General features: G+C 68.0%; 19 protein-coding genes. 10 read left to right on the top strand and 9 right to left on the bottom strand.

What is annotated here, in order from left to right:
* Positions 1 to 2,135 (top strand): autotransporter outer membrane beta-barrel domain-containing protein (locus AGI3411_RS27335; protein ID WP_244240464.1); only part of this gene is annotated, 2,135 nt, incomplete at its 5' end.
* A 150-nt stretch (positions 2,136 to 2,285) separates the two neighbouring features.
* Here the strand turns inward: AGI3411_RS27335 and phnE (AGI3411_RS27330) are convergent.
* From phnE (AGI3411_RS27330) to AGI3411_RS27305, 6 genes are all read right to left on the bottom strand, one after another.
* The gene (gene phnE / locus AGI3411_RS27330) at positions 2,286 to 3,110 is read right to left on the bottom strand and encodes a phosphonate ABC transporter, permease protein PhnE (RefSeq protein ID WP_129530449.1); all 825 of its coding nucleotides are present in this window, start codon (positions 3,108 to 3,110) and stop codon (positions 2,286 to 2,288) included.
* Positions 3,107 to 3,991, bottom strand: coding sequence for a phosphonate ABC transporter, permease protein PhnE (gene phnE, locus AGI3411_RS27325; RefSeq protein ID WP_129530448.1), 885 nt, complete (start codon positions 3,989 to 3,991; stop codon positions 3,107 to 3,109). Before phnE (AGI3411_RS27325) ends, phnE (AGI3411_RS27330) begins: the two co-directional genes overlap by 4 nt.
* Positions 3,988 to 4,758 carry a phosphonate ABC transporter ATP-binding protein gene (gene phnC / locus AGI3411_RS27320; protein ID WP_129530447.1) on the bottom strand — a complete coding sequence of 257 codons (771 nt, stop codon included), beginning with the start codon at positions 4,756 to 4,758 and terminating at the stop codon, positions 3,988 to 3,990. Before phnC ends, phnE (AGI3411_RS27325) begins: the two co-directional genes overlap by 4 nt.
* Before the next feature lie 7 nt (positions 4,759 to 4,765).
* Positions 4,766 to 5,764, bottom strand: coding sequence for a phosphate/phosphite/phosphonate ABC transporter substrate-binding protein (gene phnD / locus AGI3411_RS27315; protein ID WP_129530446.1), 999 nt, complete (start codon positions 5,762 to 5,764; stop codon positions 4,766 to 4,768).
* Between the two features lie 139 nt (positions 5,765 to 5,903).
* Positions 5,904 to 6,722, bottom strand: coding sequence for an IclR family transcriptional regulator (locus AGI3411_RS27310; RefSeq protein WP_129530445.1), 819 nt, complete (start codon positions 6,720 to 6,722; stop codon positions 5,904 to 5,906).
* Positions 6,723 to 6,734: 12 nt separating this feature from the next.
* Positions 6,735 to 7,550 carry an HAD-IIB family hydrolase gene (locus tag AGI3411_RS27305; protein ID WP_129530444.1) on the bottom strand — a complete coding sequence of 272 codons (816 nt, stop codon included), beginning with the start codon at positions 7,548 to 7,550 and terminating at the stop codon, positions 6,735 to 6,737.
* A gap of 228 nt (positions 7,551 to 7,778) precedes the next feature.
* On the opposite strand from AGI3411_RS27305, the gene ribBA reads away from it, so the two are divergent.
* The 6 genes from ribBA to AGI3411_RS27275 all read left to right on the top strand — a co-directional run bounded on the left by ribBA (position 7,779) and on the right by AGI3411_RS27275 (position 12,250).
* Entirely contained in the window at positions 7,779 to 8,954 is a 1,176-nt protein-coding gene (gene ribBA / locus AGI3411_RS27300; protein WP_129530443.1) for a bifunctional 3,4-dihydroxy-2-butanone-4-phosphate synthase/GTP cyclohydrolase II, read from the top strand.
* A gap of 10 nt (positions 8,955 to 8,964) precedes the next feature.
* On the top strand, positions 8,965 to 9,492 hold the full coding sequence (gene ribH / locus AGI3411_RS27295) for a 6,7-dimethyl-8-ribityllumazine synthase (protein WP_129530442.1): 528 nt from the start codon (positions 8,965 to 8,967) through the stop codon (positions 9,490 to 9,492).
* Positions 9,464 to 9,958, top strand: coding sequence for a transcription antitermination factor NusB (nusB, locus tag AGI3411_RS27290; RefSeq protein ID WP_129530441.1), 495 nt, complete (start codon positions 9,464 to 9,466; stop codon positions 9,956 to 9,958). The genes ribH and nusB overlap by 29 nt, the downstream gene beginning before the upstream one ends.
* 194 nt (positions 9,959 to 10,152) lie before the next feature.
* Positions 10,153 to 11,118: a thiamine-phosphate kinase gene (thiL, locus tag AGI3411_RS27285; protein WP_165359291.1), complete on the top strand. Its 966-nt coding sequence runs from the start codon at positions 10,153 to 10,155 to the stop codon at positions 11,116 to 11,118.
* A 62-nt stretch (positions 11,119 to 11,180) separates the two neighbouring features.
* Positions 11,181 to 11,687, top strand: a complete 507-nt coding sequence (locus AGI3411_RS27280) for a phosphatidylglycerophosphatase A family protein (RefSeq protein ID WP_129530453.1) — start codon at positions 11,181 to 11,183, stop codon at positions 11,685 to 11,687.
* The gene (locus tag AGI3411_RS27275) at positions 11,684 to 12,250 is read left to right on the top strand and encodes a CinA family protein (protein WP_129530440.1); all 567 of its coding nucleotides are present in this window, start codon (positions 11,684 to 11,686) and stop codon (positions 12,248 to 12,250) included. The genes AGI3411_RS27280 and AGI3411_RS27275 overlap by 4 nt, the downstream gene beginning before the upstream one ends.
* A 9-nt stretch (positions 12,251 to 12,259) precedes the next feature.
* On the opposite strand, the gene pyrF is transcribed toward AGI3411_RS27275, so the two are convergent.
* From pyrF to AGI3411_RS27260, 3 genes are read right to left on the bottom strand one after another with little or no spacing between them, the layout of a single operon-like run.
* Positions 12,260 to 13,078, bottom strand: coding sequence for an orotidine-5'-phosphate decarboxylase (gene pyrF / locus AGI3411_RS27270; protein ID WP_129530439.1), 819 nt, complete (start codon positions 13,076 to 13,078; stop codon positions 12,260 to 12,262).
* Positions 13,079 to 13,084: 6 nt separating this feature from the next.
* Entirely contained in the window at positions 13,085 to 14,404 is a 1,320-nt protein-coding gene (locus tag AGI3411_RS27265) for an NAD(P)/FAD-dependent oxidoreductase (protein ID WP_129530438.1), read from the bottom strand.
* A 49-nt stretch (positions 14,405 to 14,453) separates the two neighbouring features.
* Positions 14,454 to 14,852, bottom strand: coding sequence for a diacylglycerol kinase (locus AGI3411_RS27260; protein WP_129530452.1), 399 nt, complete (start codon positions 14,850 to 14,852; stop codon positions 14,454 to 14,456).
* Between the two features lie 180 nt (positions 14,853 to 15,032).
* On the opposite strand from AGI3411_RS27260, the gene AGI3411_RS27255 reads away from it, so the two are divergent.
* From AGI3411_RS27255 to AGI3411_RS27245, 3 genes are read left to right on the top strand one after another with little or no spacing between them, the layout of a single operon-like run.
* Positions 15,033 to 15,770, top strand: coding sequence for a FadR/GntR family transcriptional regulator (locus tag AGI3411_RS27255; protein ID WP_129530437.1), 738 nt, complete (start codon positions 15,033 to 15,035; stop codon positions 15,768 to 15,770).
* Positions 15,767 to 16,801 (top strand): L-idonate 5-dehydrogenase, encoded by a 1,035-nt coding sequence (locus AGI3411_RS27250; protein WP_129530436.1) that lies wholly within the window; start codon positions 15,767 to 15,769, stop codon positions 16,799 to 16,801. The genes AGI3411_RS27255 and AGI3411_RS27250 overlap by 4 nt, the downstream gene beginning before the upstream one ends.
* Before the next feature lie 60 nt (positions 16,802 to 16,861).
* On the top strand, positions 16,862 to 17,836 hold the full coding sequence (locus tag AGI3411_RS27245) for a sialic acid TRAP transporter substrate-binding protein SiaP (RefSeq protein WP_129530435.1): 975 nt from the start codon (positions 16,862 to 16,864) through the stop codon (positions 17,834 to 17,836).
* Positions 17,837 to 17,875: the final 39 nt, after the last annotated feature.

Genomic DNA, 17,875 nt, shown 5'->3' with positions numbered 1-17,875 from the left:
CCAAGGCCGGCGCGGGCACGCTGGTGCTGAGCGGCAACAACAGCTACACGGGCGGCACGCGGATCGATGGCGGCACGCTGCAGGTGGACCGCGACGCGAACCTGGGTGCGGCCACAGGCGGGCTGACGTTCAACGGCGGCACGCTGGCCACCATAGGGTCCTTCGATACCTCGCGCGCCATCACGCTGGCGCAGGCCGGCCGCGTCGACGTGGCCGCCGGGACCATGCTGGGCCTGACCGGCACGGTGGCGGGCAGCGCAGACCTGGTCAAGGCGGGTGCGGGCATCCTGCGCCTGGACAACTCGGGCAACGCCTACCGCAACACGCGGATCCTGGCGGGCACGCTGATCGCCAATGCCGGCTCGATCCGGGGGGACGTCGATAACGCCGGCACGCTGGTGTTCGAGCAGGCGGCCAACGCCTCGTACGGCGGCGTGATCTCCGGGAACGGCGCATTCGTCAAGAACGGCGCGGGCACGCTGGGCCTGACGGGAGACAGCTCCGGCTTCACCGGCAGCACCACCATCAATGGCGGCAGGCTGGCCATGAATGGGCGCCTGGGCGGCTCGATCAGCATTGGTGCGGGCGGCGTGCTCGGGGGCACGGGCACCATCGGCTCCGGCGCGGGCTCGACGGTCACTGTCGCCGCCGGCGGCATCCTGTCTCCCGGCAACTCCATCGGCACCCTGACCATCGATGGCGACCTGGCCGTCCAGCCTGGCGCGCGCTTCGCGGTCGAAGCCAATCCCGCGGGCACGGACTCCGACCTGGTCCGCGTCACCGGCAACGCGACGCTCAACGGCGGCTCGGTGGCCCACATCGGCGCCAGCGGCAACTATGGGTTGCGTTCCAGCTACACGATCCTGGCCGCGGATGGCGCGCTGTCGGGCCAGTTCGACGCGGTCACGTCCGACTTCGCCTTCCTGACGCCGACGCTCGCCTACGACTACGGCGGGCGCCGCGTCACGCTGGACCTGGCGCGCAACGACGAGGCCATGGCCTCGGCCGCGGCCACGCGCAACCAGCGCGCTTCCGCGGGCGCCATCGACAGCATCGGCATCGCCCGCGGGCATGGCGTCTATGACGCCATCGCCCAGATGCCGGACGACCAGGAACTGCTGCGCTCCAGCTTCGACCAGCTTTCGGGCGAGATCCATGCGTCGGCCAAGACCGTGCTGCTGCAAGACAGCCGCTACGTGCGCGACGCCGTCGGCGAACGCCTGCGCTCGGCCGCCGGAGCGGTCGGCGCCTCCTTTGCGCCGGTCCTGGCCTCCGCCGGAAACGGCCAGCAGTTGGCCCCGGCTACGGCCAACGGCCCCGCCAGCTGGATCCAGGGCATGGGGTCCTGGAGCCAGATCGATAGCGACGGCAATGCCGCCCGGGTCAAGAGCTCGAGCGGGGGCTTCCTGATGGGGGTGGATACGCCGGTGTCCAATGCCTGGCGGCTCGGCCTGATGGCGGGCTACAGCCGCACGGACTTCGACGCGCAGGACCGCGCGTCTTCGGGAGACAGCGACAACTACCACCTGGGCGCCTACGGCGGCGGGCAGTGGGGCGCGCTGGGCCTGCGCGGTGGCGTTGCCTATAGCTGGCACGACATCGCGACCCGCAGGTCGGTCGCCACGCCCAGCTTCTCCGACCGGCTCAAGGCGAGTTACGACGGCAGCACGGCGCAAGTGTTCGCGGACCTGAGCTACCGCATCGATACGCCCTCGGCCGCCTTCGAGCCGTTCGCGAACGTGGCGTACGTCAATCTCAGGACGGACGGCTATACCGAGAGCGGCGGCGCGGCCGCGCTGCACGCAAAGGGGCAGACCACCGACACCACGTTCACGACGCTGGGGTCGCGGATCTCCTCGCGCTTCGATCTGGCCGGCGCGCAGGCCGCGGCGCGGGGTTCGCTGGGCTGGCGCCATGCCTTCGGCGACGTCAGGCCGGTGGCGGCCCAGGCCTTCTCGGCCGGCGAGTCCTTTACCGTGGCGGGCGTGCCCATCGCGAAGGACAGCGCGGTCATCGAGGCGGGGCTGGATGTCCAGATCACCTCCAAGGCCGCGTTCGGCCTGTCCTATCAGGGCCAGCTCGCCAGCTCGGCGCAGGACCACGGGGTCAAGGCCAGCCTCAATATCCGTTTCTGAGCCGCCTCCCTGGGGAAGGGCGGCGCCTGGGAGGGCGCCGCCCGCGCGCGATGATTCCGATCGCGCCGCCATCGCGGCACGGGATCGTTCGTTCCAAAAAAACCGCCCGTTTCCGGGCGGAGCAAAGGAACGCGGTACGGCACGGGTGCGTCAGAGGATGCGCTTGCGTGCCTGGGTGATGATGATCTCGGCCAGAACCACGACGCCGAAAATGGCGGCCAGGACCAGGGCCACACGGTCCCACTGGAACAGGTTCAGCGCCGTGTCGAGCGACATGCCGATGCCGCCGGCGCCGACCAGGCCCAGCACGGCCGATTCGCGCACGTTGATGTCCCAGCGCAGCAGCACGATGGACCAGAACGCGGGGCGGATCTGCGGCCAGTAGGCGTACCAGATCACCGAGGCCTTGCTGGCGCCGGTCGCGGTGACGGCTTCGATCGGGCCGCGTTGGGCTTCTTCGATAGCTTCGCCTACCAGCTTGCCGACGAAGCCGATGGAGCGGAACGCGATGGCCAGCGTGCCGGCCAGGGCGCCCGGTCCGAAGATGGCGATGAACAGCAGCGCCCACACCAGCGAGTTGACCGAGCGGCTGGACACCAGGATCAGCCGGGCCAGCATGTTGACGGTCTTGCTGGGCGTGAGGTTGTTGGCCGCCAGCAGGCCCACCGGCACGGCCATCAGCACGGACAGGATGGTGCCCAGCGTGGCGATGTGCAGCGTCTCGATCAGCGCGCTGTGCACGCCTTCCGGGTAGTAGGCCCAGTCGATCGGCCACATGCGCTGGAACAGGTCGGCCATCTGTTCGGGCGCGTCGTACAGGAACTCCGGGATGACCTCCACGCCGCGTATCGCCTGCACGATGGCCAAGACGACGAGGAGATACAGCGCGAAGCGCAGCAGGCGCTGGCCCATGCTGTAGCGCTGCCAGACGCGCGGCGAGCCGGCCGGGTTCAGGGTGGAGGCGGACGCGTTCATTCTTCCACCTCCGCCTTGCGCGCCACCGGCGCCTTGCTGGCTCCGACGCCGCGCGCGCCGGCGAAGCGGCCTTGCAGGATGCGTTCGAAGCCCAGGTTGTCCAGGAAGACCGCGCGCACGAACCCGGCGAGGATTTCACCCAGCATGATGATGGCGATCAGGGTTAGCAGGATGGCGCTGACGAAGTCGTAATCGAAGCGCTGGAACGCCGAGAACAGCGTGCCGCCCACGCCGCCCGCGCCCACGATCCCCACCATGGTGGAGTTGCGCAGGTTGGAATCGAACTGGTAGGTGGCGAAGCCGATGAAGCGGGCGAAAACCTGCGGCAGCACGCCGAAGATGATCACGTTGGCGAACGACGCGCCCGTGGCCCGCACCGCTTCCACCTGCTTGAGGGAGATTTCCTCGATGGCTTCCGTGAAGAGCTTGCCGATGAAGCCGATGGAGGCGACGGTCAGCGCCAGGATGCCGGCCAGCGCGCCAAAGCCCACGGCCTTGACGAACAGGATGGCGACGATGACGGGGTGCAGGGCGCGGCACAGCGCGACGACGGCGCGCGCGGGCCACGACACCCAGGCCGGCATCATGTTGCGGGCGCCCAGCAGGCCGATGGGCAGCGCGATCAGCACGCCCAGCACCGACGCCAGCACGGCGATCTCCAGGCTTTCCGCGATGCCTTTCCACAATGTGGCCGGCTTTTCGAAATTGGGCGGAAACATGCGCGAAAGAAACGTGGATGCATGGCCCATGCCGCTTTCGAAGCGCGCCCAGCTGAAGTCCAGCTGCGCGCCGGCGTACACCGTGTAGGCCAGCAGCAACAGCAGGCCCGCCTTGGCGCGCCCGGACATGGCGAACGGGCGGACGCTGTGGGGAGGGGTCATTCCAGCCAAGACTCGCCTCCGTAGATCGTCTTGAGCATGGCGGCGTCCAGGCCCTGGCCGTCGCCGTCGTAGACCACGTGCCCGCCGGACATGCCGACAATGCGGGAGGCGTAGCGGCGGGCCAGTTCGACGTCGTGGATGTTCACGATGACGGGGATGCCCGTGGCGTTGCCCTGCTCGGACAGCAGCTCCATGATTTCGACGGAGGTCTTCGGATCCAGCGACGAGGTCGGTTCGTCGGCCAGCAGCAGTTGCGGGCGCTGCATCAGCGCGCGGGCGATGCCCACGCGCTGGCGCTGGCCGCCCGACAGCGCGTCGGCCCGCTGGTCGGCGAATCCCGCCAGGCCGACGGTATCGAGCAGCTTGTAGGCGTGCTCGATGTCCTGGGCCTCGAAACGCCGCATCCAGGCCTTGACGGCCGAGGTGTAGCCCAGCCGCCCGGTCAGCAGGTTTTCCATGACGGTCAGGCGTTCGACCAGGTTGTACTCCTGGAACACCATGCCGATGCGCCGGCGCGCGCGGCGCAGCGACGCGCCGCGCACCCGGGCCAGATCCACCGCGCCATCACGGGACTCGAGCACGATTTCGCCGCGGGTGGGCTCGATTAGCCGGTTGATGCAGCGCAGGAGCGTGCTCTTGCCGGTGCCCGAGGGGCCGATGATGGCGGTTAGGCCTTGTCCCGCGATCTGCAGGTCGATGCCGTTGAGTACCGGCTGGCCGGCCCGGTACTCCTTGACCAGGCCGGAAATGCGTAGCGACGTCGTCATACTGGACTTACTTCTTGCTCTTGGCGGTTTCGCGGTCGTAGGCGGCGCGGTTGAAGCTTTCGCCGCCCGATTCGGCGACCTGGCGGACGATGGCCCAGTCCTTCTGGTAGGTCACCGGATAGAAGCGGTCGGCGCCGTCGAAGGCTTTGGACATTTCCGCGGGGAAGCGGTAGTCGTAGAAGCACTTGAGCATCTGGTCGCGGAATTTCGGCTCCAGGTCGTGCGCATAGGCGAACGAGGAAGTCGGGAATTTCTCGCTGCGGTAGATCACGCGGAAGTCGGCTTCCTTGACCTGACCGCGTTCGACCATGCGCTTGAAGACGTCCGAGGCCACGGCGGCGGCGTCGTAGTCGCCGGAGTTCACGCCCATCACGGACTGGTCGTGCTTGCCCGAGAAGATCACCTTGTAGTCCTTGTCGGGCGTCAGGCCTTCCTTCGGGAACAGCGCTACGGGCGCCATGTGGCCGGAGTTGGACGAGGGAGCGGTGTGAGCGAGCTTCTTGCCCTTCAGGTCGGACAGCTTCTGGTACGGGCTGTCTTTCTTGACGATGACGATCAGGTTGTAGCCCTGGAAGCCGTCGGCATAGCCCTTGACCGCGAACGGCACGGCGCCGGCGATGTTCACCGCGAAGGCGGTGGGGCCGGTCGAGAAGCCGCCGACGTGCAGGCGGCCCGAGCGCATTGCCTCGATTTCAGCCGCGTTGCTTTGCACCTGGTAGAACACGACGCGCTTGCCCGTGCATTCGGACAGGTGCTTGGTGAAGGGCTTGAAAATGTCTTCATAGACCGCCGGGTCTTCCACCGGGGTATAGGTGAACACCAGCGTGGACGGCGTCTTGAGCTTGGACGCATCGGCGGGCGTATCCGCTACCAGGTCCTTGTTGGCGTCGCAGTACATCTGGTCCAGGTCGCCGCGATTGGAGCAGGTGTCGGCGGCCTGGGCTGCGGACGCCCCGAACGCGAACGCGGCAACGGCGGCCGCTTGCAATAGACGCAAGGCGTGCATGGTGTGTCTCCTCTTGTAGATGAATGTTTCCTGAATTCAAACACACAAGAGGGGACGGCACACCTGGGAAAGTCCCTGCCTTTTTTTTCGTCTTTTGTTCGAAATGTTCGGTTTGCGTTCGTTTTTGCGCGAAGTACGCTTAAGCGCGGTATCCCAGCTTGCGGGAGATCTCCTGGGCGCAATCCAGCAGCGGACGCGCGATCGCGCCGTCCCAGGACACGTCGAACAGGCCCGTCGGCCCCAGGCTGGTCAGGGCCAGCACGATATTGCCGGTGTTGTCGAACACCGGCACCGATAGCGCGTCGACGCCGGGCAGCGGGTTGCCCAGCGCACGGGCCATGCCGTGCACGCGGATGTCCGCCAGCTGGGCCTCGATGTTGGCCCGGGATTCCTTGCGGGGCGGCGGCACGCTGGCGATGACGGCCGTGTCGCCTTCTTCGCGCGCGATGTAGTGTTCGCTGACCTTGGGCGGCAGCCAGGCGGCGAACACCAGGCCGGTCGCCGTATGCAGCATCGACATCACCGTGCCTTTTCTCATGTTCACGTGGACCGGGTAGCTGGCTTCGGTCATGTGGATCATGGTGGGCCCGTGGGATCCGAGCACCGCGATGCCTAGCGTATGGCCGATTTCCGACTGCAGCCTGGCGATCTCGGGCATGGCGATGCGCACCGGATCCAGGCGCTGCAGGCTGACCAGCCCCATTTGCAGGGCGAAGGGGCCGAGCTCGTACTGGCCGGTGATGGCGTCCTGCTGGACCAGGCCGACCCGGATGAAGCTGACCAGGTAGGGGTGCGCCTTGGCGGAAGTCATGCCGGCGCCCGCGGCCAGGTCGCGCAGGGTCAGGGGCTTGCCGGCGTCGACCAGGGCGGCAAGCAACGGCACGCCCACTTCGATCGACTGAATGCTGCGGCGGCCGTCGTTGGCGGCGGCGGTGGAAGGAGTCTTGGAGGTCGCCACGTTGTCAGGACCTCAGGCCGGCTGTGCTTGGGAGGCGCGCGCGGCCAGCAGCCGGTCGGCCATTTCCACGAACCCCGCGCCGCCATGGAAGGCGGCGACAAAGGCCGGGCGGTGCGTCAGGCGGTGCAACTGGGCCTGGATGTTGGCCACGCCGACCGAGATCGGGAAGTAGGCGAACATCGGCTCGTCGTTGGGGGAATCGCCGATGAACAGCGTGCTGTCCAGCGCGCCGGCCACGTCCGCGCCGAATTCCTTGTGGAACATCGTGCGCGTCATGGTGAGCTTGTCGTAGTCGCCGAACCAGCCGTTGACGTGGATGGAGCTGACCTTGGCCTGGGCGCCGGCTTCCTGGAAGATTTCGACGATTCGGCTGATGGCCGAATCGGGCAGGGCGGGCACGTCCTCGCAGAAATCGATGGCCAGGTCGGCCACGCGGTAGTCCTGGTCGCTGGCCACGGCGGCGCCGGGAACTTCGGTGAGGACGCGGTCGCGGATCGCGTCCAGCTTCCGGCGGCTGGCCTGGCGCGAGGCGGCGTCCGTCCAGTAGTGCGTGGTCATGCGGCGGGCCTGGCGGTCGTAGGCGTAGTAGAACGCGCCGTTCTCCCCGACCACGGCGCGCACCGGCCACATGCGGGCGATGTGGTCGCACCAGCCGGCCGGGCGGCCCGTGATGGGCACCACCTGGATGCCGGCCTGTTCCAGGCGTTCCAGCGCCGCATAGGCGTCCGCCGGCAGGCGGCCTTCGGTCGTCAGCGTGTCGTCGATGTCGGTCAGCACGACGCGGACGGCCGCCGCGACGGTCAAAGGCATGGCCGCAAGGGCTTGCATGGGGCTTTTCCTCGGTTTTTGCCGCCGGGCCGTCGCAAGGCAAAAAGCGCCCCGTTCCGGGGGGCGGCAAGCCGAAGGCACAGCGGGCGGGCGTAATTTCTAAGGGGGGTCTCCGGCCGGAAGTTTAACCGGATGCCTCTCTTTGGACGGGGCCGGCAGGCCCGGATAGGGGTTCTGCCTCTGGGGGCGGTAAAATCCGGGCTTTCCCGCCTGGTTTGCGTGCCCGCCATGTCCGTCCAGTTGTCCTCTTTGCCCGGCTCCGAGCCGGAATCCTTCGGTATCGCTTCGGTCGCCGAGATCATCGCCGAGCTGCGTGCCGGCCGTATCGTCATCCTGGTTGACGAGGAAGACCGCGAAAATGAAGGCGACCTCGTCATGGCCGCCGAATTCGTCACGCCCGATGCCATCAACTTCATGGTGACGCACGGCCGCGGCCTGGTGTGCCTGACCCTGACCGAAGACCGCTGCCGCCAGCTGGACCTGCCCTTGATGGCGGCCCGCAACGGCACGCGCTACGGTACCAACTTCACTCAGTCGATCGAGGCCGCCGAAGGCGTCGAAACCGGCATTTCGGCCGCGGACCGCGCCCGCACCATCCAGGTGGCGGTGTCGCGCGACGCCAAACCGTCCGACCTGGTCCAGCCTGGCCACATCTTCCCGGTCCGGGCCGTTCCCGGCGGCGTGCTGGTGCGCGCGGGCCACACCGAGGCCGGCTGCGACCTGACCGCCATGGCCGGGCTGACGCCCGCCGCGGTGATCTGCGAGATCCTGAAGCCCGACGGCACCATGGCGCGCCTGCCCGACCTGGTCGAATTCGCCCGCCAGCACGGCCTGAAGATCGGCACCATCGCCGACCTGATCCAATACCGAAGCGAACACGAATCCATCGTCAAGCGCGTCGGCAAGCGGTCCATGCAAACGGCCTGGGGCACCTTCGAGGCCGTGGCCTACGAAGACGCCGCCACGGGCTCCGCCCATTTGGCCCTGGTGCATGGTAATGTGACTCCCGACGTCGAAACGCTGGTGCGCGTGCATGAGCCGGCGTCCGTGCTGGATGTGCTCGATACCGGCGCCAGCCCGCACAGCTGGGGCGTGGCGCAGGCGCTGCAGGCCATTGCCGCCGCGCCGGCGGGGGTGCTGGTGCTGATGAACTGCCAGTCTTCCACCGAGCACCTGTTTGGCCAGATCGCCGGCTGGAACGACCCGAAAGCCCCTGCCAACCCCGCCAACGCCGATCGCTTCGGCCTGCGTACTTACGGGATTGGCGCCCAGATCCTGCGCGACCTGAACGTGGGCCAGATGAAGCTGCTGGCCCGTCCGCGCAAGATGCCCAGCATGGCGGGCTTCTCGCTCACCATTACGGGTTACGATTGCGACCCTCCGAACACTCCCGCAACACACTGAAGGCCGACATATGAACCCTTACATCCTTACCCCCGACCTGAACGGCGAAGGGCTGCACATCGGCATCGTACGCGCCCGCTTCAACGAGGAAATCGGCCAGGCCGAACTCGAAGCGTGCCTGAAGGAACTGGCCGAGCTGGGCGTGGACGAACGCGACGTGATGGTCGCCACCGTTCCGGGCGCCCTGGAACTGGGCGTGGCCCTGTCGCACATGGCCGAAACGTTTGAATTCGACGCCCTGATCGCGCTGGGCGCGGTCATCCGCGGCGAAACCTATCACTTTGAAGTGGTCAGCAATGAAATGGCCGCGGCAATCACCCGTATTTCCCTGGAAACCGGCGTTCCCGTCGCCAACGGCGTGCTGACCGTCGACACCGACGAGCAGGCGCAGGCGCGCGCCGCCGGCAAGGGCCGCGATTGCGCCCAGGTGGCCGTTGAAATGGCCAACCTGGTGGCGGCCCTGGAGCCCGAGGAAGAAGACGAAGACGACGAAGACGAGGACGAAGATTTTGACGACGAAGAAGACGACCAGCGCTGATAGCGCGGCGCAAGCCCGCGCCAACGCGCGCAGCGCCCGGCGCCGTGCACGCGAATTCGCGCTGCAGGGCGTGTATGCGTGGCTGCTGCGCGGCGGCGAGGGCACGCAGGACGCCGGCGAGATCGACGCCCATCTGCGCGACACCGAAGATTTTTCCGAGGCCGACGCGCAGTGGTTCAAGACCTTGCTGCATGGCGTCCTGCGCGAAGCGCCCACGCTGCGCGAGCGTTTCACGCCCTACGTCGACCGCCCGCTGGCCGAGCTGTCGCCTGTCGAGCATGGCATCCTGCTGATCGGCAGCTTCGAACTGATCCATCATGTCGAAGTGCCGTACAAGGTCGCCATCAATGAAGCCGTCGAACTCGCCAAGTCTTTCGGCGGCACCGACGGGTTCAAGTTCGTCAACGGCGTGCTCGACAAGCTGGCTGCCGACGTGCGTTCGCACGAAGTCCAGAGCAAGAGGTAGCCCCCCCGAAGCGCTGCGCGCCTCCCCCCCAAGGGGGCGCCGCTGCGGACCGGCGGAGCCGGATCCGCGCGGCCCGGATTCTGGGGCACCTGTTTCTTGTGATGGGCGTTTTGGGGCGCGGGGCATGGTTTTGGGGGGCTGTAGGCCCCGTGTGGGAGTCGATACCGGCCTGCCGTGCCGGATGCGGAGTTGCCTTGGCGTCCGAATTTGATCTGATCGCGCGCTATTTCACCCGCGCGGCCCCTGCCGGCCTGCTGGGAGTGGGCGATGATTGCGCCCTGTTCCCGGTACCGCCCGGCGAGCAGGTGGCTACCAGCACGGACCTGCTGCTGGAAGGCCGCCATTTCTTTCCCGACGTGGATCCGAAGGCGCTGGGGCACAAGGCCCTGGCGGTCAACCTCTCCGACCTGGCCGCCATGGGCGCGCGCCCGGTCGGCTGCGTGCTCGGCCTGGCCCTGCCGCGCCTGGACGAACCCTGGCTGGCGGCGTTCGCCGACGGCTTCCATGCCTTGGCCGACGCCCACGGCTGCCCGCTGATCGGCGGCGACACCACCCGCAGCGCGCACGACCTGGCCATCAGCGTGACGGTGTTCGGCGCGGTCGCCCCGGGCCAGGCATTGCGCCGCGACGGCGCGCGGCCGGGCGATGACGTCTGGGTGTCCGGCGAGCTGGGCGCGGCCGACGTGGCCTACCGTCTGCTGGACGGGCAATACCCCGCCGACCCAGCCTTGCTGGCGGCCACCCGCGATGCGCTGGAATGGCCGCAGCCCCAAGTGGCGCTGGGCCTGGCGTTGCGCGGCATCGCCCATTCGGCCATCGATATCTCCGACGGCCTGTTGCAGGACCTGGGCCATATCCTGGCCGCCAGCCGCGTGGGCGCCAGCCTGCATTACGAGCGGATCCCCGTGGCCGCGGCCCTGGCGTCCATGGACGAGGCGCCGTTGCGGCGCGCCGTGCTGGGCGGGGGCGACGTCTATCAACTGTGTTTCACCGCGCCGGCGTCCCGGCGCGAGGCCGTGCTGGCCGCCGCCCGGTCGGCCGGCGCGCGCGCGGCCCGCATCGGCGAGATCCGGCAGCAGGCCGGCCTGGACGTGCAGGACGGACAAGGCCGGACCCTGGCCGATCTGCCCGCCGGCTTCGATCACTTTCCCGCGGCCTGACCGCCGCGTTCCGCCTCATTCTCCTGGACGCCATGCCTCCCACCGATACCCGCTCCTCTTCCATGCGCGACCGCACTCGGGCTGCGTATCCCGCGTTGTCGTGGGTCTGCCGCGATCCGGGCCGGCTGATCGCCTTCGGCCTGGGCAGCGGCCTGATCCGGCCGGCCTCGGGCACGTGGGGCACGCTGCTGGCCTGGGCCATCTGGCTCGCCGCCGCGCCGGCGGCGTCGGACCTGGCGATCGGCGCATTCCTGGCGGTGGCGTTCCTGTACGGTTGCTGGGCCTGCCATCGCGTCGGCCGCGAACTCCAGCAGCCAGATCATGTCGGAATGGTCTGGGACGAGATGGTGGCGTTCTGGCTGGTGCTCTGGCTGACGCCGGCGGGCTGGCTGCCGCAGGCGTTGGCGTTCGTGCTGTTCCGTACGTTCGACATCGTCAAGCCGCCTCCCATCAAGTTCTTCGACGCCCACATCAAGGGCGGTTTCGGCGTGATGTGGGACGATATCGTGGCGGCTGGATATGCCCTGCTGGTCATGGCGCTGGTCGCGCGCACGGGAGTCTTGGGATGAGCGAGCAACAACAGAATGTCCGGCCGGGCCGGTCGGCCGGGGAGCTGGCGCAGGCGACGACGCTGGGGCTGGCCGAGCTGCTGGGCGATGTCCTGCGACGCAAGGGCTGGATGCTGGGCACGGCCGAATCCTGCACCGGCGGCCTGCTGGCCGGCGCCATCACGGCGGTGGCGGGGTCCAGCGAATGGTTCGAACGCGGCTTCGTCACCTACAGCAACGACGCCAAGGTGTCCGAGCTGGACGTTTCGCCGGACGCCCTGCATCACTTCGGCGCGGTCAGCGAGCCCGTCGCCCTGGAAATGGCCAACGGCGTCCTGCTGGCGTCCCCTGCCGCGCACGTGGCGGTGTCCACGACCGGTATCGCCGGGCCGGGCGGCGCTACGCCCGGCAAGCCGGTCGGGATGGTGTGCTTCGGTTTCGCCTTGCGGGCGGGCGACGGCATTAGCAGCCGCGCCGTCACCCATGTGTTTCCTGGCGACCGCGCGCAGGTGCGCCAGGCGGCGGTGGATTACGCGCTGCGCGGCGCGCTGGAACTGCTGGGCGCGCCGGTCAACCGGCGCTGACCCCGGGGATCAACGCACCGCGTTGATCGCGTCGCGCAGGCCCTGGGCGGCCGAACCGGCGGCTTCGCGCCAGTCGTCGCCGCCGCTGGCGTAGATGATGGCGCGCGACGAATTGATCATCATGCCGCTGCGGGCCGCGTTGGCGCCGGCGTTCACGGTCGCGGTGATGTCGCCGCCTTGGGCGCCGATGCCCGGGACCAGCAGGGGCAGCGCGTCGCCGATGCGCTGGCGCACGGCGGCCAGTTCGTTCGGGAACGTGGCGCCCACCACCAGGCCGCATTGGCCGTTGGCGTTCCACTTGTCGGCCACCAGGCCCGCGACGTGCAGGTACAGCGGCTCGCCGTCACTCATCTTCAGGAATTGCAGGTCGGAGCCGCCGGGGTTGGACGTGCGGCACAGCACGATCACGCCGCGGTCGCGCCAGGCCAGGTAGGGCTCGACCGAGTCCAGCCCCATGTAGGGGCTGACGGTGAGCGCGTGCGCCTGGTAGCGCTCGTAGGCTTCGCGGGCGTAGTTCTCGGCGGTGGAGCCGATGTCGCCGCGCTTGGCGTCCAGCACGATCGGCAGGTCGGGATGCTTGTCGCGGATATGCTGGCACAGCGCTTCCAGCTGGTCTTCGGCGCGGTGCGCGGCGAAGTAGGCGATCTGCGGCTTGAAGCTGCAGGCATACGGCGCGGTGGCGTCGACGATGTCGCGGCAGAACTGGAAGATGGCGTCAGGCTTGCCCTGCAGCTCGCGCGGGAAACGCTGCGGATCGGGGTCGAGGCCGACTTGCAGGAGCGAGTTGCTGGTGGTCCAGGCGTGTTCGAGTTTTTGGATGAAGTTCATGGGGATTCAGTGCAGTTTGACCCGGGGGCGCGCACGCCGCATGAGCAGGCGGGCGAGGGCCAGGGAGGCGGTGCGCGAGATGCCCAGCACGGCTTTGTGGTGCATCAGGTGCAGGCTCATGTACATCAGGCGCGCCAGTGTACCGCTTACGAACAGGCCCCGTCCGGCCAGCTTGCCCATCAGGCTGCCCACGCCCGCGTCCTGGCCCAGCGAGACCAGCGAGCCGTGGTCCTGGTAGACATAGGGTTCGGCGGGCTCGGCCGTGCGGCGCAAGCGGGCGGTGAGCTTCTTCGCCAGGTAGTCGGCCTCTTGGTGGGCGGCCTGGGCGCGGGCGGGCACGGTGCGGCCTTCGCGCCAGGGCGCGGCGCAGCAGTCGCCCAGCGCCAGGACGTTCGGATCCGGGGTTTCCAGTCGTTCGTTGACCTCCAGTTGGCCCAGCTTGTTCAGCGGCAAGCCCAGGTCCGCCAGCAGCGCCGGGCCCTGGATCCCCGCCGCCCACATGCAGAGCTGGGCGGGGATCTCGCGGCCATCCGCGGTGCGAACGGTGCTGCTGGTGACTTCCGACACCCGGCAGGAGGTTTCCACGCTGATGCCCAGCTCGGTGAGCCGGTTGGTGGCCGCCACCGAGATCTTCTCGGGTAGCGCCGACAAAATGCGCGGCGCCCCTTCGACCAGGGTGATGGCCAGGTCGCGTTCGGCGCGGAAATTGGGCAGGCCGTAGGCGCTGACCACATGGCTGGCTTCCACCAGCTCCACGGCGAGCTCGACCCCGGTGGCGCCGCCGCCCACGATCACCAGGTCCAGCCGGGCCGAAGGATTGCGTACCTTGGCCAGATCCACCTGCGCCATCGCCTTGAGCATGGTCAGGCGGAACTGTTCCGCGTTTTCGGTGGTGTCCAGCGTGACGGCGTACTCGGCCGCGCCGGGCGTATTGAAGAAGTTGGAGGTGCTGCCCAGGGCCAGCACCAGGGTGTCGTAGGCGAGTTCGCGGCGGGGCAGGACCTCGTGGCCCTGCGCGTCGCTCACCGCATCCAGCGTGATCTGGCGGCGGTCGCGGTCTATGGCCTCGAGGCGGCCCTGCGCGAACGAAAACCCGTTCATGTGGGCCAGCATCAGGTAGGACAGGCCTTCCTGGTGGATATCCAGTGTGCCGGCCGCCGCTTCGTGCAGCGAAGGCTTCCAGATATGGAAGGGGCGGCTGTCGACCAGGGTGATGTGCTGCCGGCCGTGGACGCGGCCCAACTTGGAAGCCAGTTCCAGGCCGCCGGCGCCGCCGCCGACGATGACAATGCGTTCCGAGGGGTCCGACGTCGATCTAGGCATCATGGCTTCCAGTATAAATAGCGGCGCACCCCCCGGGGGATGCCAAGCCGTGTCAATGCATGACGAAACGGCTGATGGCGACGCCCACCCAGACCGTCCCGGCGAAGATCAGCAACAGCATCACGGCGGCGCTGCCGAGGTCCTTGGCCCGCCCCAGGAGCGGGTGCGATTCGACGGATAGGGCGTCGGCCAGCGCTTCGATGGCGGAATTCAGCAACTCCGCCGCCAGCACCATGATCACCGTGCCCACCAGGAAAAACACCTCGACCGTGGTCCGCCCCAGGAAGAACGCGGCCGGGATCATCAGGACGGCCAGCGCCAGTTCCTGGCGAAAGGCTGCCTCGTACTTGATCGCGGCCTTCAGGCCCTGCAGGGAGTAGCGCAGCGCATTCAGGATGCGGCGCAGGCCCCCTGTGCTCTTGTAGGGCGAATGATGCGGATTCTGTGACATGGGCATGGAAAATGGACGGGGTGTGGCGGCTTTTTAACAGATAAGCATTGCCTGCGGCGGCCGCGGGGGATCTTTGGGCAAACCCTAATTGTGACCCATGCGGCAGCGGCGCAAGATTCTGGTCAATTGGTAAGGCCACTTTACCTTCTTGCCTGAAATTTCCGTCCTGCATCGCAGTCCATGCCTATCCAGACCATCGAACCTCGCCGCCTGTACCGCCAGATCGCCGACCAGCTCCGGCTGCTGATCGAGGCGGGCGAGTTTCCGGCCGGCGCGCGCCTGCCGCCCGAACGCGACCTCGCGCTCAAGCTTGGCGTGTCCCGCCCCTCGGTGCGCGAGGCGCTGATCGCGCTGGAAGTCGAGGGCTGGGTCGAGGTCCGTATGGGGTCGGGCGTCTATGTGCAGAGCCTGGCTGGGGCCCCTCGCGCCAGCCTCACGGCCGAGAGTCCGCTGGAAACCATCCGTGCCCGCCAGGTGATCGAAGGCGAGCTGGCGGCGCAGGCCGCGCTGCGCAACGAGCCCGCGCTGGTGGACGGGCTGGCCGAGGCCGTCGGAACCATGGAAGACGAGGCGCTTGCCGGCAACGTGCCTATTCGCGGCGACCGGCTGTTCCACATGCGCATCGCCGAGATGGCCAACAACGCCGTGCTGGTGCGCGTAGTGAGCGAACTGTTCGATGAGCGCCACAATCCGCTGTCCGTGAAGCTGGGCGATTATTTCGAGAACCCCGCGAGCTGGGCCGCCGCCATCGCCGAGCACCGCAAGGTGATCGACGCCATCCGCGCGGGCGACGACCGTGGGGCGCGCGCCGCGATGCATCACCATCTGGCCTGCTCGCATGATCGCCTCACCGCAAGCTGGCCCGGCGCCGACGCGCCCGGCCAGCAGGCCGACAACCGGGAGCAGATGGCGCCATGACCCTGGCCTGTCGTATCCACGGAGCACGCGACCTGCGCCTGGAGCCGGACGAGGTTGCGCCGCTGGCGCCGCACGAGGTCGAACTGAGGCTGGGCGCCGCCGGCATCTGCGGATCCGACTTGCATTATTTTCTGCACGGCCGCGTGGGCGCTTTCGTCATCCGCGAGCCCCTCATCCCCGGCCATGAGGCGTCGGGCGTGGTGCTGCGCACGGGCTCGGCCGTGCGCTCGGTCGTCCCGGGTATGAAGGTCGCCATCAATCCCTCGCATCCCTGCGGCGGCTGCGACTACTGCCGCGCCGGCCGCGACAATCTTTGCCGCAACATGCGCTTTCTCGGCAGCGCCAGCGTCTATCCGCACGTGCAGGGCATGTTCCGCGAACGCTTCGTGATGGGCGAGCGGCAGCTCACGCCCGTGCCGGAAGACGAGGTCTCGCTGGGCGAGATCGCCTGTGCCGAACCGCTGTCCATCGGGCTGCATGGGGTCAACCGGGCCGGCCCGCTGATGGGCAAGACCGTGCTGGTGACGGGTGGCGGCACGATCGGCTGCATGACCGTGCTGGCCGCCAGGCTGGCGGGCGCGGCGCGTGTGATCGTCGCGGACATCGCCGACCGGCCCCTGGATATGGCGCGCATGGTCGGCGCCGATGAGGCCGTGCGTGGCGACCAGGCCGCGCCCGCCGAACTGGCGGACCTCGCCGACGTCAGCATCGAAGCGGCCGGCAGCCCGGCGGCGCTGGCGACCTGCCTCGCGGCGACGCGGCGCGGCGGCCGCATCGTGCAAGTGGGAACGCTGCCCGCCGAGGGCATCGCGTTCCCGGCCAACAACATCATGGCGCGGGAGCTCGACTATGTCGGTGCATTCCGCGCGGGCGTGGAGTTCGATTGGGCGGTCTCCTACCTGCGTTCGCGCAAGGTGGACGTGCGGCCCCTGATGAGCGCGCAGTTGCCGTTGTCGCGGGCAGTCGAGGCCTTCGAGCTGGCGGCGGATCGCAGTCGCAGTACCAAGGTGCAACTTGTAGTCGAAGCATGACCCGCTGGCGGCCCGAATGGACCGCCGGACTGGCCATTCAAAAAACAACGAGGAGACGACATGAACCTAGGCAACGCCGTCAAGGCGCTGGTTGCCGCCCTGGCGCTCGCCGCCAGCAGCAGCGCGCTGGCGCAGACCAAGCTCAAATGGGCCCACGTGTACGAGACGTCCGAACCCTTCCATACCACCTCGGTCTGGGCGGCGCAGGAAATCGGCAAACGCACCAACGGCCGCTACCAGATCGACGTTTACCCCGCCTCGCAGCTGGGCAAGGAAAATGACATCAACCAGGGCCTGACGCTGGGCACGGTGGACATCATCATCTCCGGCTCCAGCTTCGCCGCCAAGACCTTTCCCCGTATCGGCGTCACCTACTACCCCTACATCTTCCGCAACCCCGAGCACCTGATCGCCTACACCAAGAGCGACATCTACAAAGAGCTCACGCGCGGCTACGACGAAAAGAGCGGCAACCACATCGTCGCCACCACCTACTACGGCACGCGCCAGACCACGTCCAACCGCGCCTTTACCAAGTGCGCCGAAATGAAGGGCCTGAAGATCCGCGTGCCGGACGTGGCCGCCTACCTGGCCATGCCCCGCGCCTGCGGCGCCAACACCGCGCCGATCGCTTTCGCCGAGGTCTACCTGGCCTTGCAGAACGGCACCGTGGAGGCGCAGGAGAACCCGCTCACCACCATCGAGGCCAAGAAGTTCTACGAGGTGCAGAAGAACATTATCCTCACGGGCCATATTGTCGACCACCTGAACACGATCATCTCGGGCAAGCTGTGGAAGAGCCTGTCCGACGAGGACAAGAAGATCTTCTCCGAGGTCGCGCAGCAGGCGGCCGAGAAGGCCTCCGCCGAGGTCGCCGAGAGCGAGAAGAAAATGGTCGAGGTGTTCCGCAAGCGCGGCCTGAACGTGGCGGAAGTGAACGTCCAGGACTTCCGCGACACCGTGCTGGAAAAAGTACCGTTCAAGCAGTACGGCTACGAAAAAGCGGATTGGGAACGGATCCAGGCCGTGAAGTGAGCGCGCCCGGGGCCGCCCAGGCGGCTCCGTTTCCGTCCG

The organism is Achromobacter agilis (assembly GCF_900496965.1).
GTDB lineage: Bacteria > Pseudomonadota > Gammaproteobacteria > Burkholderiales > Burkholderiaceae_B > Achromobacter > Achromobacter agilis.
This window is presented reverse-complemented; position numbering and strand designations above follow the sequence as displayed.

Coding starts and splice junctions, on each gene's coding strand:
- ribH (WP_129530442.1), top strand. CDS start 8,965: ATGAACCCTTACATCCTTACCCCCGACCTGAACGGCGAAGGGCTGCAC.
- AGI3411_RS27260 (WP_129530452.1), bottom strand. CDS start 14,852: ATGTCACAGAATCCGCATCATTCGCCCTACAAGAGCACAGGGGGCCTG.
- ribBA (WP_129530443.1), top strand. CDS start 7,779: ATGTCCGTCCAGTTGTCCTCTTTGCCCGGCTCCGAGCCGGAATCCTTC.
- AGI3411_RS27250 (WP_129530436.1), top strand. CDS start 15,767: ATGACCCTGGCCTGTCGTATCCACGGAGCACGCGACCTGCGCCTGGAG.
- AGI3411_RS27280 (WP_129530453.1), top strand. CDS start 11,181: ATGCGCGACCGCACTCGGGCTGCGTATCCCGCGTTGTCGTGGGTCTGC.
- phnC (WP_129530447.1), bottom strand. CDS start 4,758: ATGACGACGTCGCTACGCATTTCCGGCCTGGTCAAGGAGTACCGGGCC.
- AGI3411_RS27255 (WP_129530437.1), top strand. CDS start 15,033: ATGCCTATCCAGACCATCGAACCTCGCCGCCTGTACCGCCAGATCGCC.
- phnE (WP_129530449.1), bottom strand. CDS start 3,110: ATGAACGCGTCCGCCTCCACCCTGAACCCGGCCGGCTCGCCGCGCGTC.
- AGI3411_RS27265 (WP_129530438.1), bottom strand. CDS start 14,404: ATGATGCCTAGATCGACGTCGGACCCCTCGGAACGCATTGTCATCGTC.
- phnE (WP_129530448.1), bottom strand. CDS start 3,991: ATGACCCCTCCCCACAGCGTCCGCCCGTTCGCCATGTCCGGGCGCGCC.
- pyrF (WP_129530439.1), bottom strand. CDS start 13,078: ATGAACTTCATCCAAAAACTCGAACACGCCTGGACCACCAGCAACTCG.
- AGI3411_RS27245 (WP_129530435.1), top strand. CDS start 16,862: ATGAACCTAGGCAACGCCGTCAAGGCGCTGGTTGCCGCCCTGGCGCTC.
- AGI3411_RS27275 (WP_129530440.1), top strand. CDS start 11,684: ATGAGCGAGCAACAACAGAATGTCCGGCCGGGCCGGTCGGCCGGGGAG.
- AGI3411_RS27305 (WP_129530444.1), bottom strand. CDS start 7,550: ATGCAAGCCCTTGCGGCCATGCCTTTGACCGTCGCGGCGGCCGTCCGC.
- phnD (WP_129530446.1), bottom strand. CDS start 5,764: ATGCACGCCTTGCGTCTATTGCAAGCGGCCGCCGTTGCCGCGTTCGCG.